Consider the following 15,372-nt stretch of genomic DNA (forward strand, 5'->3'; position numbering starts at 1 on the left):
AAGTGCATAACCCTCTGCAAGTATTGGCTAGACTAACACCTGTTGAATTAAGACAAGACATAGGTGTAAAGTAAACAGCTACCAAACAACTTACAGAGGCTACAAATGAGCTATACACACCTATGTCCTGAAGAAAGATATTATATAGAAATTGAATTAAAAAAGGGAACTTCACAGAATAAAATAGCAGAAGCCTTAGAACGAAGCCAAAGCAATATTTCACGCGAGATTAAACGCAATACAGGTCAAAGAGGCTACAGGCATAAACAAGCAGAAGATTTTGCCCAAGAACGACACAAAAACAAGCCTAAAGAGGTTAAATTAACGGATGAAATAAAAGGCATTGTTAATGTTCGCATTGAGGATGACTGGAGTCCTGAGCAGATTGCAGGGCGGTTAAAACAAGAAGGTATAATTAGTCTTCATCATGAAACAATCTACCAGCATATTCTGGCGGACAAAAAGGCAGGGGGTGAACTATACAAGCACCTTCGGCATCAGAACAAAACCTATCGCAAGCGGTATGGGTCAGCCCATAATAGGACAGGAATCCCTAATAGAGTCGATATAGATGAGCGTCCTGAAGAGGTCAACAACCGTAAGCGTATAGGTGGTTGGGAGGCAGATACAATCATTGGGAAAAATCACAAAGGGGCGATTGTAACGTTGGATGAGCGAGTCTCTAAATTACGGTTGGCCTTCCCTTTAGCGGGGAAAAAGGCTCAATATGTATTAGACGCAACTATTTTAATGCTTGATCCTATAAAAAGCTTTGTTAAAACAATTACTTTTGATAACGGGAAAGAGTTTACCCTGCATGAAAAAATAGCAGAAGCACTAGGCTGTGATACGTATTTTGCGACTCCCTACAGCTCTTGGGAAAGAGGGCAAAATGAGAACGCTAATGGCTTATTAAGACAGTATTTCCCTAAAGTAATGGAGTTGATTGATGTTACGATAAAAGAGGTTTTTATAGCCGTTGATAAGCTAAATAGTCGCCCTAAAAAGTGTCTCAATTACAAAACACCTTATGAGGTATTTGAAGAGCTGACTGGGATAGATATGAAAAATTTATTGGGTTATGTACTTATGACTTGAATTCAGGAAAGAAAAATATCAATGTTAAATCAAAAACATAAGAGTAGCTCTATCCATCAAAGCAACAGGGTGAAGTATAAGTGAAAAATAGTGATTTACGCATTAGTGAAATTTTTTATTCACTACAGGGAGAGTCCAGAACTGTTGGACTGCCCACTGTTTTTATACGCTTAACCGGTTGTCCTTTGCGTTGCCAGTATTGTGATACTAGCTATGCTTTTTCGGGTGGGGTTATGCAAAGTATTGCCAGTATTATTGAGCAAGTTGCACAATACAAAACCCGATATATTACAGTAACCGGAGGTGAGCCATTGGCACAGCCAGGCTGCATGGAATTGCTTGGGCAGTTAGCCGATAAAGGCTATCAGGTTTCGCTGGAAACCAGTGGTGCAATAGATGTATCAACAGTCGATGCGCGTATCGTTAAAGTAATGGACCTGAAAACACCCGCATCGGATGAAGAGCATCGTAATCTATACACTAATTTGCAATACCTGAATACTCAGGATCAGATAAAATTTGTATTATGTGATGCAGATGATTACGCATGGTCTAAAGCGAAAATGGCAGAATATCAGTTAGCGCAAAAATGTGAAGTTTTATTTTCACCCTCTATGGGACAGCAAGATCCAACAGAACTTGCAGAATGGATTTTAGCAGATCAATTACCGGTACGCTTTCAGGTGCAGTTGCATAAATTCCTCTGGGGCGATGTGGCGGGAAAGTAAATGCAGTTTTATACAGGATTAGTTTAGGATAAAGAAAATATTATGTACAAATTATCTACCGTGCTGACGGTCATACTAATTAGCATAATGTCTAACAACTTGCTTGCAGAGCCGGCAACACTTACGGGCACAGCTTATTATTGTGAACGTATTGCACTACCGCCAAATGCAGTGTTTACTGCAACGCTGGAAGATGTTTCCTTGATGGATGTTGCGTCGGTGGTCCTAGGTAGTGTTAGTCTTGACCCCGCGGGCTCGCCACCATTTGCCTATATAATTGCTTATGACACCGAAGCTCTCAAGCCAGGTCACCGTTATAATATAAGAGCTAAAATTACTGTTGATGGGCAATTGCTATTTACCAGCGACACCATACATCCGGTTCTAAGTGCAGAGAGCTCGGCAGAGCCTAATGTGCGCATGATAAAGGTGAAAAGATACCCCCGCAGTAGTCAGCAATACCTAGTATATTCCTGTGTTAACAGTTCAGGCGACCGTGTATTAGGCAGGGGCTGTTCCTAGCGAAATATCTAAATTAAATTCCTGGATAGTGTGTCTTTTTACTTGAAAACTATCTAAAATCATACAATTGCCCTTTAAACAGAAAATCACGTGAAAACACAAGCCCCGGTTATTAATATCAAACCTTATGCGAAAGATAAGGAATCTGCAGATACCTCGACGCAAACAGTATCGACTCAAACGAGTGATAATAAACTTGCGGGTGAGCGCATTCAGAAAGTACTGGCTCGTGGCGGAGTCGGTTCACGCAGGGAAGTTGAACGCTGGATAACAGAAGGTTTGTTAACACTGAATGGGCAGCCGGTTAGCCTAGGCGATCGCCTTAAAGCGGGTGATAATTTAATTTTAAAGGGGCGTCCACTAAAGTGGGAAAAATTTAGAGTACAACCGACCCGCGTGCTGATTTATCATAAGCCTACCGGCGAAGTAGTGACTCGCAATGCCACGGAAGACCGCCCGGTAGTCTTTAAAAAACTGCCTAAACTACAGACTGGGCGATGGATTGCAGTGGGGCGCCTGGATATCAATACCCAGGGCTTATTATTACTTACCAATAATGGTGAACTGGCGAACCGTTTAATGCACCCCTCATCGGAAATTGACCGTGAATATGCTGTACGCATTTTAGGTGAAGTAAGTGACGATAATCTTGCGCAATTAAAAAAAGGTGTGCAACTAGAAGATGGGGTGGCGAAATTCGATGATATTCAGTTTAATGGTGGTGAAGGTGCTAACCGTTGGTATCACGTGACCGTCAAGGAAGGGCGAAACCGTCTGGTGCGCCGCTTATGGGAAGCACTGGAATTTCAGGTTAGCCGCTTGATGCGAGTGCGCTATGGCCCGATATTTTTGCCGGATGGCTTAAGTGCCAGACAAACGCATGAATTAACGACGAAAGAACTGGATGATTTATTAACATTTGTGGATTTGCCGCGTGAAAGATTTGAGCATGGCACTAAATCAAGATCGCAGACACAAGCTAAAGCAAAATCCAAAACATTTGCTAAACCTGGAGCCCGTTCGGACAGACGACCTGCTGAGCGAAATAGCTCAGTTAAAAAACCGCGCTTTGACAAAAATAGGCGACCGCGCAAATAAGCTAGAGCAAAGCAACAAATAGATAAATGGATACTAAAATGACCAAACTAACGCTGGGAGAAGACAGCTATATCTGTGATCCGGATGAGTCGGTATTAGATGCGCTGATAAGAGAAGGCGTTGATATTGCCTATGCATGCAAAAAAGGCACCTGCCATAGTTGTCTTTCGCGTAGCATCGATAGTGCGCCCCCCGAAACAGCACAAAAGGGCTTGAAAGATACCCAGAAACGACAAAACTATTTTCTTGCCTGTCTGTGCTATCCCAAACTGGATATGCAAATTAAATTACCGGAACAATCGGAAATTTTTAGCCAGGGTAAAGTGGTAGTGAATGAAATGTTAAACCACAATACCTTGTTATTGAAAGTGCAATGTCAGGATATGCAGGAATATTATGCTGGACAGTTTGTTAATTTACAGCGCGATGATGGCTTGATTCGCAGTTATTCCATCGCTAATGTTCCGCAGCAAGACGGTATTTTAGAATTCCATATACGCCGCTTACCCGATGGTCAGTTTAGCGAGTGGCTACATGATGAAATCAAAGTTGGGGATCATATTGCAGTGTCAGAGCCACAGGGGCACTGTTTTTATGTTCCTGAGCGTGCCGATCAGGGTTTATTATTAATAGGCACAGGCACAGGTCTTGCTCCGCTGGCAGGAATTCTAGAAGATGCATTAAAGCAGGGACATACTGGCCCAGTCATGTTATTTCACGGATCCAGAACGGTTGAAGATTTATATCGCATAGACGAGCTACGTGAATTTTCCCAGCAATATGAGAATTTTTCATATTTCCCCTGTGTCTCTAGTGAACCGGTACTCGAAGGATATATTTCCGGACGCGCAGATCAAGTGGCACTAACGCAGATGGATGAATGGCAGGGCTGGCGTGTATTCCTGTGTGGCCACCCGGAGATGGTCAGTTCGATGAAAATGGAAGCATTTATGAAAGGAGTGTCAATGGGGGATATTTATACTGATGCGTTCGTTGTGGCGGGGTAGTTGAGATATATTCCGTAAATATAAAATCAATAGGTCAAAGTCATTGAAATTTTAGAATGAGAATTTATTTAGATAACTGTTGCTTTAATAGGCCATTTGATGATCAGTCACAACGTAGGGTTTTATTAGAGTCAGAGGCTAATAGTGCATACTTAAGAGACTATTTCTTAAATTTCAATGAGGTAGACTGTAGGCTGGATTAGGTTTTTTTAGCGTAGCGAAAAAACGTAACCCAGCAATACGTTGATTTATAGGGAAACGCTGGGTTACGTTATCGCGTTTTGCTTGATAAGCTAACCCAGCCTACATATGCAAGCTATTGTTTGTTAATATATTAATGCTTAAGTAAGCAGTATTAGAGTCAGAGGCGAAACTAAATATACAGGAAAATATTCGACTGGGTATATTTGAGTTGGTTTGGTCGTACATACTAGATTATGAAAATAGCCAAAATCCATTTCGAGAAAGACGCGAGCAAATTATAAAGTGGCGAGAATATGCTGGCGAAGATATTGTAGAAAATGATGAAATTCTTAATATTGCGGCAACGAATATGAAACATAGTATTAAAAAAATAGATTCATTGCATTTAGCTTGTGCTACCTGGGCTAATGCAGATTATTTTTTAACAACTGATGATGGAATAATCAAGCATGCAATGGCTATTCAAAATATCAAAATCGTAGATCCAATTGGTTTCATTAAAGAGGTCATAATATAATTACTGACACAGAAATAAAGTCTAAAGGAGTTCAAATTCTGGCAACATATTTAGGCGATGTTGAAATGGAGCGGTTTATTGCTCTTATTCAAAGAGAACCATTTGATTACACAAAATGGCATCAAAAAATTGATGAAGATATAAGCCTCAAAGAGTTAAGTCTAAAGGCAATGTCGTTAAGAAAAAAAGCGCCTTAATTTAGAAACTGAAGTTTCCCAATTATTGAGTAGCTGAAATACACAATGCTGGTGTATCGAGGTTTATTTTAGGTGGTTTTGTCATGTTTATAGCAAACCCCTACTTAATTCCCCTTAGGCAATAGCATTTGAAACGAATGAAAAGACTATCGCTGAAAATCATGGAAACGGAGCTTAGCGAAGTGGTGATTTTTAGTCCCTGATAGGCGACAGGGCAATTCGCTGATTCGACGTGTGCTAGTAGCACGCGAGAGGAGCAAGAATTGCATTCCGAATAGCCGTCCAGCCAGTGAGGTAGTAATGACGAAGCGTCTTTTGTGCGTAGTCGTTGCGGACGCAGGGCGTTCAGGGCATCTCCCATCCGCTGCGTAGGTGAACGAATTATGGCGACAGGAGTCCCGGAATTTCGTGAGGTAGCATGGCGCGCCTGAAAACGTATTTATAAGGTTTACAAGCAGAAACACAAAGGCTCCGGCGGGTATGTTAATGGACAAACGATAGTATTATTGCTGCTAGTTACCTCATCCATTACAGTGCCTGTCGGTTTTTTCTTTTATATGCCGGATCCAGCCTTAAAGCAGTGGGATAAAGAAGATAAACGGTTGAAAAAGAGCGGTATAGCAAAAAAAGATCGGCCTATTAAGCCTGAACGTGACAGTGCCTACCCGACCAAAACAGAGATTGCATTAGGCTTATTAAAAGAGTTTAAAGTTGCGCATAGCCTGATTAAAATTAAAGGCGTACTGGCTGATGCGCTGTATGGTGAAAAAGCCTTTATGGACGAAGCCGCTAAAGAATCTGGAGGCTCGCAGGTGATTAGCCAATTACGTAAAAACCAAAAAATTGAATATAGAGGTAGAATAAGGTCAGTCGAGAGCTACTTTAATTCGATTAACAAAGGCATTGATCAGATAATACGTGTACGTGGCGGCAAAGAGATTAAAGTGACTGTCAGCAGTGCACGATTAAAGGTGAGTTCTCACAGTAAAAAACGCTTTGTCATTGCCTTAAAATATGACGGTGAAAACGACTATCGCTATTTAGTGGCGACAGACCTGACTTGGCGCACACAAGATATTATTCAAGCCTATACGTTGAGATGGCTGATTGAGGTTTTCTTTGAGGACTGGAAGCTTTATGAAGGATGGGGACGTGAGGCCAAACAATTAGATGAAGAGGGATCAAGCCGTGGCCTGATTCTGAGTCTTTTGTTTGACCATTGCCTTCTCCTTCACCCAGAGCAAATAGCCCGCATTGAAAGAAAACTACCTGCGTATACCGTAGGAAGCTTACAGCGCAAGTCTCAAATGGATGTACTGCTTGAGTTCATCACGTCATTGCTAGAGTTTCCAGATCCTGGTGATAAGCTGAAAGAGTTAGGTGAATTAATAAAGGATGTGTTTCAACTGATGCCATCAGGAAAACATATGATTGGCAGAGATTTAGGGCGCTTAGCCCATCTTCGTCACTATTGATGATGTAGTTGTTATAAATCAATTGGTTGAAATTTTAAAAAGTAGCCAGTTGGCACTACAGATTTTGTGTTTTTGTCATCAGTGTTCCCATTGAAAGAAGAAGTACCTAAACAAAGCAGCCTATAACCTACCTGAAGGTAGCACCACTCGAATATTTCCATCTTTTTGATTTTAATCACTTATAACAGAAAATAGACACTCTGTAGGCACCGTAAAAAAACAACAAATAATTTCAAATAAAGCTTGCAATTGCCGAAAAAATTTTTCTAAAAATTTCCGTTTTAATCACCTCATAAACGGATATCACCCATGCTTAAAGACCTACCACTCTCTGAACATATTCACCAACACTGCAATGAAAGTATGGAACGTTCCCTGTTAGCAGAGCGTCATCCTTTGTGGGCTCGTTCATGCCCAGAGTTGAAGGATATCGACTTTATTCGCCTTGGGTTATTACGCTGTATCAGTGTAGTCGATAGTGGTCGCCATTTCCTCCAAACCAATGAACAGATTTATGGCCAGCTGCTTCCCCACTCAACGTATTTTAAATCACTGAAGTCGCATAGACGAACAAGTATGCTTGAGGCATTTGAACAGCAGAGCTATCATCTTCACGCTGAAACACTGCTGTCGCAAGGCATTGATTATCTTAAAGCATTCCCGGAACTTGACGAATACACCATAGAAGCAGCGGATGGACATTTTATTGATCATGCCTGCCATACTGAAAAAAACAGCAAGGGGAAAGTTTATGCGGCTGGGGGGATTTACGCGTTGAATCTCAGAAGTGGGTTGCTCAGATTTCTTTGTCTGGTGACAAACGGAACTCAGAGGCATCAAGAAATACCTGTGTTACGAGATCATATTGAAAAGCAAAACAAGGGAAATAACAGCTCTCAGAAACATCTCTATGTCTACGATAAAGCCGTCACCGACTTTGTCTGGTGGGATCGGCAGAAACGACATGCTAATTACATGATTTCAATGCTAAAAGAAAATTCAATTGCGACTCTGGTTGAGTCTATCCCTTTTGACTCCCGCCATGAGATCAATACAGGGGTTGAAGCATACAGTGTGTACGAAAACAAGGGCATCAAATTTAACGTGGTGGATTACCGTGATCCAGAAACCGGAAAACTTCACCGGTTTGTGACAACCTTGCCAATGACTATTAACCCTGGAACCATTGCCATGCTGTATTTCAAGCGATGGACGATTGAAAAGACATTCAATAACACTAAAAGTAATTTCAAGGAAACTAAAGCTTGGTCTTCCAATACCCGCTCACTTGAAAATCAAATGCGCCTGACTGCAATGAGCTATAATTTAATGCGCGTGTTTGAAGAGAGTTCAAAAACACAACAGCCAGAATTGATTCATCCATCGGATAAAAAATATAGCGAGGCTCTGGAGATAAGGCAGCAACAGGCTCAAAAACGAGATCGTTTTGTGAATCCATTATTTTTCCAGGCAAGAATATTATAGCACCCCAAAGAGTCAAGACAGATTTTTCAACAATCCTTATTCCATATTCCTAAGCCGCTTCATTCTGCTGTTCATTAGCTAAAATACTTTCTCTATATACATTCATTGGTTTTTTATAGTCCAGGGTTTCATGAAACCGTTGATGATTATAAAACTCAATATAGTCATCAACATCTTCTATTAACGCTCTAATTGAACCATATTCATTTAAATAAATACGCTCACATTTTGCACTTCGCCAAAACCGTTCAATACAAATATTATCCGTTGCTCGTCCTTTTCCATCCATAGAAATAGTAATGCCTTTGTTTTTTAGTCGTTGGGTATGAATTTCACTGGTGTATTGACTGCCTTGATCCGTATTAAAAATTTCAGGTGTTCCGTAGAGAGAAAGCGCTTCATCTAATACATCCATAACTAAAAAAGAATCCATTGTGTTTGATATTTTATGGGCGAGCACTGCTTTTGAGTGCCAATCAATAATCGCCGCTAAATAAACCATCCCTTCTTTGGTTTTAATATAGGTTATATCTGTACTCCAAACTTGGTTAGCGTGTGATATATCAAGATCTCTAAGCTTATAAGTATATTTTTTATGTTCTTTTATGGGGATCGTTGTATTGACTTGTTTTACCGCTAATACGGCTTTCAAGCCCATCTGCTGCCGATAACTCGCCACCGTGTTTAAACTGACTTTAAAACCACCTTCAAGCAACTGCTGGTGTACTTTAGCCGCACCATAAATAGGGATGTCTTTAAAAATGTGATTAATCTGAGTTTTGATCTCTTCTTTCTTTTTATTCTCTCTTTTTTTGTAATAGAGATTGCTTCTATTTAATCCTAATAATGCACACTGCTGTGTTAGAGGTAGAGTGTTAAGCTTGGGCTCAATCAACTGTTTTCTATCAGATGAGTCCAAGCTTTTTAGCTTTTTTTCGAGCCACTCCTTTTCAACCGTCATTTTTCCTACGATTTTTGTGAGCATCTCATTTTGTTCTTGAGCTGCTAATAGATCCTCTTTGTAATCTTTAACGGCTTTGGAGGGCTCCATTGCTATTTCTGCATTGTCTAAGAATATTTTTTTCCAGTTTTGTAGGTTCTTAGGTGTGATGTTATTTGCACTGGCAATTTCTTGCAGTGTTTTTTCATTCTTTAAAACTTCTAATACCAACTTGCTTTTAAATTCAGCACTGTAGACCGTTCTTTTTCTGCTCATTTTAATACTCCAATTTTTTACAAATAGTAACTAATTTGGAATAAGATTGCTTTGATTTCTTGTCTGGATTTGCTGGGGGATTATAATGCAGCTATACATTTATGCGCGTATTTTGAAGAGATGTTTCAAAACACAACAGCCAGAATTGATTCATCCATCGGATAAAAAATGTGCGACTCTTTTGAGATATGCAGCAACAGCTCAAAAACGAGATCGTTTTGTGAATCCATTATTTTTCCAGGCAAGAATATCTCGTATCAGCTCGTATACCATTCGGGCAGTTCAAAACGCAATAATAACAGGAATGTCTTTACAGTGCTTTATGAGCTCTCTTGTGGCGAGGTTAGTCTCACGGCATCAATTGATAGGGGAACACTGATGGTTTTTGTATAAAACGTTGGATTTTTTAGAGTATTTTTGTCGCATGTAAATTACACTCAAATAATGATGATTTTTTTGACAAAAGTCAATGAATTTATCGACAAAAATAATATAAATGGCACTACAAAACTTTCAAAAAAAACACCATTGATTTTAAAGAGAATTTTTCGACAAAAAATCGCTTAAACCGATGAATCAATGGCTTAGAAAGATGAAAGTGACGGTAGTGGTAAACGTTTTACCTGAGACTAAATAGCAAATAAAGCTTGCAATTGCCGAAAAAATTTTTCTAAAAATTTCCGTTTTAATCACCTCATAAACGGATATCACCCATGCTTAAAGACCTACCACTCTCTGAACATATTCACCAACACTGCAATGAAAGTATGGAACGTTCCCTGTTAGCAGAGCGTCATCCTTTGTGGGCTCGTTCATGCCCAGAGTTGAAGGATATCGACTTTATTCGCCTTGGGTTATTACGCTGTATCAGTGTAGTCGATAGTGGTCGCCATTTCCTCCAAACCAATGAACAGATTTATGGCCAGCTGCTTCCCCACTCAACGTATTTTAAATCACTGAAGTCGCATAGACGAACAAGTATGCTTGAGGCATTTGAACAGCAGAGCTATCATCTTCACGCTGAAACACTGCTGTCGCAAGGCATTGATTATCTTAAAGCATTCCCGGAACTTGACGAATACACCATAGAAGCAGCGGATGGACATTTTATTGATCATGCCTGCCATACTGAAAAAAACAGCAAGGGGAAAGTTTATGCGGCTGGGGGGATTTACGCGTTGAATCTCAGAAGTGGGTTGCTCAGATTTCTTTGTCTGGTGACAAACGGAACTCAGAGGCATCAAGAAATACCTGTGTTACGAGATCATATTGAAAAGCAAAACAAGGGAAATAACAGCTCTCAGAAACATCTCTATGTCTACGATAAAGCCGTCACCGACTTTGTCTGGTGGGATCGGCAGAAACGACATGCTAATTACATGATTTCAATGCTAAAAGAAAATTCAATTGCGACTCTGGTTGAGTCTATCCCTTTTGACTCCCGCCATGAGATCAATACAGGGGTTGAAGCATACAGTGTGTACGAAAACAAGGGCATCAAATTTAACGTGGTGGATTACCGTGATCCAGAAACCGGAAAACTTCACCGGTTTGTGACAACCTTGCCAATGACTATTAACCCTGGAACCATTGCCATGCTGTATTTCAAGCGATGGACGATTGAAAAGACATTCAATAACACTAAAAGTAATTTCAAGGAAACTAAAGCTTGGTCTTCCAATACCCGCTCACTTGAAAATCAAATGCGCCTGACTGCAATGAGCTATAATTTAATGCGCGTGTTTGAAGAGAGTTCAAAAACACAACAGCCAGAATTGATTCATCCATCGGATAAAAAATATAGCGAGGCTCTGGAGATAAGGCAGCAACAGGCTCAAAAACGAGATCGTTTTGTGAATCCATTATTTTTCCAGGCAAGAATATCTCGTATCAGCTCGTATACCATTCGGGCAGTTCAAAACGCAATAATAACAGGAATGTCTTTACAGTGCTTTATGAGCTCTCTTGTGGCGAGGTTAGTCTCACGGCATCAATTGATAGGGGAACACTGATGGTTTTTGTATAAAACGTTGGATTTTTTAGAGTATTTTTGTCGCATGTAAATTACACTCAAATAATGATGATTTTTTTGACAAAAGTCAATGAATTTATCGACAAAAATAATATAAATGGCACTACAAAACTTTCAAAAAAAACACCATTGATTTTAAAGAGAATTTTTCGACAAAAAATCGCTTAAACCGATGAATCAATGGCTTAGAAAGATGAAAGTGACGAAGATGGGTTAGGGCCAACAGCATCATTAAAGTATTGTTCTGCTGGGTGAAGGTAAGAGTTTGATGGCAATGGGATGGAAAAACTTGAACATCGAGTATTAAGGATACATGAAGCAGGACTAGTGAGTAAAATAATATAGCGATATGATATTTGTTAGCAATAACAGGGCCGACATTGCTTTCCAGAACCCGGTTGGATAGCGCTCTATCAATGGTAATTGATCTTCTTTAAGAAACTCAGGATTGGGTTTTCTTAAAGCGTTTTCCAGTTCTGACATTTTTGCATATCGACTTGCAGGGTCGATATGCACTGCTTTTTTAATTGCTGTATCAATCCAGTATGGAATATTACTGACATAACGATGGATAGGAATGTATTTCAAGCGGCGCAGTGACGCTTTATCTGACGCATGGGCAAGTCTATCTCCATAGGGTAAATGTCCGGTTATCATTTCATAAGTTATGCACCCCAGAGAAAACAGGTCAGATTGTGTTGTGCCTGATCCATTAATAAGATATTCAGGTGCGGTGTAATGCTTTGTGCCCAATAATGCTTTACGTTCAATCGGCGTTGCTACATCGGCCATTCCTGCAATTTTAGTTGAGCCAAAATCAACTATTTTTACCAGACCTTCTGCGGTAATCATAATATTACCGGGCTTGAGATCCTGATGCAGCATATCTAAGCGATGAAAAGCCCTAATGCCAGATACTGCTTGTGAAACAATATTTCTAATAAGCGTAAGATCAGGTTTGTCTTGATCTGTGATCCATTGATCCAGTGTTTTGCCTTCTATATATTCCATTACATAATAAAGAAATCGCCGTGGCCGTGTTTGCTCAATGGTACGAATAACATGAGGGCTGTTAATGCGTCGTCCAATCCATTCTTCCATTTGAAAGCGCTCTAAATAAGCCGGATCATCTTCAAAATTGACCGAAGGTGTTTTGAGTACGACTTTTTCCTGGGTATCTGTATCTATGGCTAGATAAAGCTGGCTGGTAGAACTTGCGTGTAATTCTCTAGTGATACGATAGCCATCTATGATAACGCCCTCGTATAATTCGGGAGGAAATGGCAGTTCGGTAAGTTGCGAATAAACCTCTTCAATATCTTGAGCGGGTAATTCTATTATTTCTACAGCTAGACAGCTGAGATTATCAATACTGCCATTTTCAAGTGCCTGAGCCACTAATTTCTCACATAAAGTAGTGAGGTCTTGTTGTCCGGATTTGATGGTATTGCTAATATGCTTATCTGACAGGTAATCATGAATCCCATCTGTTGCAATAAAAAACACATCGCCTAGTTCGACCGCTAAGGACTTGTAATCAATATCCAGACGATAATCAATGCCCATCGCTCGACCGAGATATTCCTGCTGACCAGGCATATGAATCCGATGGTCGGTGGTTAACTGTTCCAGCCCATTATCTCGAAACAGATAAATACGGGAATCGCCGACATGAAATAAATGAGCTGTCGTAGATTTTATCACCAGGCCGCAGAAGGTAGTTGCTAGCCCGCGGGAAATATCATGATACTGATTACTTTGACTATATAACCAGTTATTAAGCGCGGTTAGTACTTTGCCGCCAGATTTTTTGACTGACCATGAATCAGGTGTACTGAAATAATCATCTAAAAACCCCTTGATACAACATTGACTTGCCTGTTTCGCCTCACTGCTGCTACTAACACCATCAGCTAACGCGAATGCTGCGCCTTTTCCTGTTAACAGAGCAATATTCTTAGGAATAAAGTGGCCCAGGTAATCCTGATTTTCATCTTTAATGCCTTTACCTGAACAATAACCAACATTAATTTTTAATTTAGCAGTCATTGTCCATCCCCAGAAAATATAACTGAACTCAGTAATTGCCCTGTTATTGTCCTGTTTTTAGCTGAAACCACAGGAATTGATATAAAAATTAGGCTGTAGCCGTGCCTGTTAAAAAGAGAGGTATTAATTTCCATAGTTCAACAAGCTCGGTATAAGAAGCTAAATTTGATGAATATAGATTTAGTTTACATCAATCATTTGCACTGTGCCATCTGGCAGAATTTCAGCCATTTGACCTTTAGGTTCATCCATAAACTGTACGCTAATTAAAATCACCACCGCAGTTGAAGCAATGACTAAAAAGAATGTTTGGGTGGTGACTAGGGATAATATAGTCAAAAAGATCAATGCTCCTATATTACCGTAGGCTCCAGCCATACCGGCAATTTGTCCGGTTAAGCGTCGTTGAATCAAGGGTACGACAGCGAAGACTGCGCCGCAACCTGCATTTACAAAAAAGGCACAGCCCATGGATGTTAGTACAGCAAAAGCAATGGGCCATTCAGAGGTAATTTGACTCATCACAAAATAGCCTACAGATAAGCCGACAATACAAAAACTAAGTGCCATTTTGCGGCCTAAACGATCGCTTAATAGTCCGCCGGCTGGACGCGATACCAGGTTCATAAAGGCAAAACTGGATGCCAGTAGACCTGCCTCGACAGCACTAATACCAAAGGTATTGCTAAAGAATAATGGCAACATAGAGACCACGGCCAGTTCAGATCCAAAAGCGACCATATAGGCTAAGTCGAGTACCGCAACCTGCTTGAATTTATAACGATGAATTTCTGGCACCGGTTTAATAAAAATATCTTTGTTTACCTGGTATATATGATAAGCCTGATAAAAATATAATAGGATCAAGCCGACATAAATAATTAGCACAGTCGTTTCAGTAAGCAGGTTAACACCACTGGGGGATAACTTCCATGTCAATACAGCCAGGGCTGCAAACATAGGGATATTCATTATTAAATAGAAAATAAGATCACCGATACTTGTGACTTCCAGTCCACCTGATTTTTTAGGCTTAAAATAGGTAGAACCTTTAGGTGTATCAGATACACTAAAATAATAAATAAAGGCATATACAAAGGCAATTACCCCCGTTAGGGCGACTGCATATCGCCAGCCATCTTCACCGCCAAATAATAATGCAATTGCGGGCAAGCTGATAGATGCACCGGCAGCACCAAAATTACCTAGGCCGCCATAAATACCGGTTGCCAATCCTACCTGTTTTGCAGGATACCACTCTGAAATCATACGCACGCCAATAACAAATCCTGCGCCGACAAAACCTAGCATAAATCGTGCGACGGCTAATTGCTCAAAGCTATCTGCCATGGCAAAAAAGAAACAGATAAAACTTGAAACAGTTAATAACAAAGGAAAGGTAATTCTGGGTCCATATTTATCAACCAGCATGCCGACAAGTATTCGAGCAGGGATGGTCAAAGCCACATTGAGGATCAACAGTGTTTTAATTTGCTGGTCAGTAAGACCCAGTGTGTTTTGAATTGAAATAAGTAATGGCGCATGGTTAAACCAGACTAAAAAGCTAATAAAAAATGCCATCCAGCTTAGATGCAGGATGCGAGTATTACCACTAAACGATAATAACTTCAATTTTTGTGCAGACATAAATCAATCTCTTTAAATAAATAATTACTGATACACGGTAACAAGCAGGAATGATGCCAAAAGTTAAGATACTGATAGTTATTGGTTTTGCTTGCTA

General features: G+C 40.2%; 14 protein-coding genes. 10 read left to right on the forward strand and 4 right to left on the reverse strand.

Annotation, left to right across the window (positions count from 1 at the left end):
• Positions 1 to 105: 105 nt before the first annotated feature.
• From K6984_RS01420 to K6984_RS01445, 6 genes are all read left to right on the forward strand, one after another.
• Entirely contained in the window at positions 106 to 1,098 is a 993-nt protein-coding gene (locus tag K6984_RS01420; protein WP_221893843.1) for an IS30 family transposase, read from the forward strand.
• An 80-nt stretch (positions 1,099 to 1,178) separates the two neighbouring features.
• The gene (gene queE, locus K6984_RS01425) at positions 1,179 to 1,826 is read left to right on the forward strand and encodes a 7-carboxy-7-deazaguanine synthase QueE (RefSeq protein WP_221893844.1); all 648 of its coding nucleotides are present in this window, start codon (positions 1,179 to 1,181) and stop codon (positions 1,824 to 1,826) included.
• 87 nt (positions 1,827 to 1,913) lie between these two features.
• On the forward strand, positions 1,914 to 2,348 hold the full coding sequence (locus K6984_RS35915; RefSeq protein WP_420831637.1) for a YbaY family lipoprotein: 435 nt from the start codon (positions 1,914 to 1,916) through the stop codon (positions 2,346 to 2,348).
• A gap of 210 nt (positions 2,349 to 2,558) precedes the next feature.
• Positions 2,559 to 3,446 carry a 23S rRNA pseudouridine(2605) synthase RluB gene (gene rluB, locus K6984_RS01435; protein ID WP_230987838.1) on the forward strand — a complete coding sequence of 296 codons (888 nt, stop codon included), beginning with the start codon at positions 2,559 to 2,561 and terminating at the stop codon, positions 3,444 to 3,446.
• Positions 3,447 to 3,472: 26 nt separating this feature from the next.
• Positions 3,473 to 4,453, forward strand: coding sequence for an FAD-binding oxidoreductase (locus K6984_RS01440; RefSeq protein WP_230987803.1), 981 nt, complete (start codon positions 3,473 to 3,475; stop codon positions 4,451 to 4,453).
• Between the two features lie 412 nt (positions 4,454 to 4,865).
• Positions 4,866 to 5,174 (forward strand): PIN domain-containing protein, encoded by a 309-nt coding sequence (locus K6984_RS01445; protein WP_221893846.1) that lies wholly within the window; start codon positions 4,866 to 4,868, stop codon positions 5,172 to 5,174.
• Positions 5,175 to 5,471: 297 nt separating this feature from the next.
• Here K6984_RS01445 and K6984_RS01450 read toward each other — a convergent pair whose 3' ends face one another.
• A complete protein-coding gene (locus K6984_RS01450; RefSeq protein WP_221893847.1) occupies positions 5,472 to 5,732 on the reverse strand; it encodes a hypothetical protein in 261 nt (86 codons plus the stop codon).
• Positions 5,733 to 5,808: 76 nt separating this feature from the next.
• Here K6984_RS01450 and K6984_RS01455 point away from each other — a divergent pair, with 76 nt between their 5' ends.
• Positions 5,809 to 6,846, forward strand: a complete 1,038-nt coding sequence (locus tag K6984_RS01455) for a transposase (RefSeq protein ID WP_263458634.1) — start codon at positions 5,809 to 5,811, stop codon at positions 6,844 to 6,846.
• Between the two features lie 309 nt (positions 6,847 to 7,155).
• Positions 7,156 to 8,331 (forward strand): transposase, encoded by a 1,176-nt coding sequence (locus tag K6984_RS01460; RefSeq protein WP_221893849.1) that lies wholly within the window; start codon positions 7,156 to 7,158, stop codon positions 8,329 to 8,331.
• A 49-nt stretch (positions 8,332 to 8,380) separates the two neighbouring features.
• Here the strand turns inward: K6984_RS01460 and K6984_RS01465 are convergent, their stop codons facing one another.
• On the reverse strand, positions 8,381 to 9,547 hold the full coding sequence (locus K6984_RS01465) for an IS3 family transposase (RefSeq protein ID WP_087870166.1): 1,167 nt from the start codon (positions 9,545 to 9,547) through the stop codon (positions 8,381 to 8,383).
• A gap of 112 nt (positions 9,548 to 9,659) precedes the next feature.
• Between K6984_RS01465 and K6984_RS01470 the strand changes: the two genes are divergently transcribed.
• Positions 9,660 to 9,926: a hypothetical protein gene (locus K6984_RS01470; protein WP_221893850.1), complete on the forward strand. Its 267-nt coding sequence runs from the start codon at positions 9,660 to 9,662 to the stop codon at positions 9,924 to 9,926.
• 334 nt (positions 9,927 to 10,260) lie between these two features.
• Entirely contained in the window at positions 10,261 to 11,559 is a 1,299-nt protein-coding gene (locus K6984_RS01475) for a transposase (protein WP_221893851.1), read from the forward strand.
• 344 nt (positions 11,560 to 11,903) lie between these two features.
• Here the strand turns inward: K6984_RS01475 and K6984_RS01480 are convergent, their stop codons facing one another.
• Together K6984_RS01480 and K6984_RS01485 are read right to left on the reverse strand one after the other, a co-directional pair.
• A complete protein-coding gene (locus K6984_RS01480; protein ID WP_221893852.1) occupies positions 11,904 to 13,628 on the reverse strand; it encodes a bifunctional protein-serine/threonine kinase/phosphatase in 1,725 nt (574 codons plus the stop codon).
• 180 nt (positions 13,629 to 13,808) lie between these two features.
• Positions 13,809 to 15,275, reverse strand: a complete 1,467-nt coding sequence (locus K6984_RS01485; RefSeq protein ID WP_221893853.1) for a NarK family nitrate/nitrite MFS transporter — start codon at positions 15,273 to 15,275, stop codon at positions 13,809 to 13,811.
• Positions 15,276 to 15,372 lie beyond the last annotated feature (97 nt).

Origin of the sequence: Bathymodiolus japonicus methanotrophic gill symbiont, from assembly GCF_019721995.1 — a bacterium.
In the GTDB taxonomy this organism is placed as follows: Bacteria; Pseudomonadota; Gammaproteobacteria; order Methylococcales; family Methylomonadaceae; genus Methyloprofundus.

What these genes read in the sequence shown, in the direction of transcription:
- K6984_RS01440 (WP_230987803.1), top strand. Translation starts at nt 3,473, where the DNA reads ATGGATACTAAAATGACCAAACTAACGCTGGGAGAAGACAGCTATATC.
- K6984_RS01480 (WP_221893852.1), bottom strand. Translation starts at nt 13,628, where the DNA reads ATGACTGCTAAATTAAAAATTAATGTTGGTTATTGTTCAGGTAAAGGC.
- K6984_RS35915 (WP_420831637.1), top strand. Translation starts at nt 1,914, where the DNA reads ATGTCTAACAACTTGCTTGCAGAGCCGGCAACACTTACGGGCACAGCT.
- K6984_RS01475 (WP_221893851.1), top strand. Translation starts at nt 10,261, where the DNA reads ATGCTTAAAGACCTACCACTCTCTGAACATATTCACCAACACTGCAAT.
- K6984_RS01420 (WP_221893843.1), top strand. Translation starts at nt 106, where the DNA reads ATGAGCTATACACACCTATGTCCTGAAGAAAGATATTATATAGAAATT.
- K6984_RS01460 (WP_221893849.1), top strand. Translation starts at nt 7,156, where the DNA reads ATGCTTAAAGACCTACCACTCTCTGAACATATTCACCAACACTGCAAT.
- K6984_RS01450 (WP_221893847.1), bottom strand. Translation starts at nt 5,732, where the DNA reads ATGGGAGATGCCCTGAACGCCCTGCGTCCGCAACGACTACGCACAAAA.
- K6984_RS01485 (WP_221893853.1), bottom strand. Translation starts at nt 15,275, where the DNA reads ATGTCTGCACAAAAATTGAAGTTATTATCGTTTAGTGGTAATACTCGC.
- K6984_RS01465 (WP_087870166.1), bottom strand. Translation starts at nt 9,547, where the DNA reads ATGAGCAGAAAAAGAACGGTCTACAGTGCTGAATTTAAAAGCAAGTTG.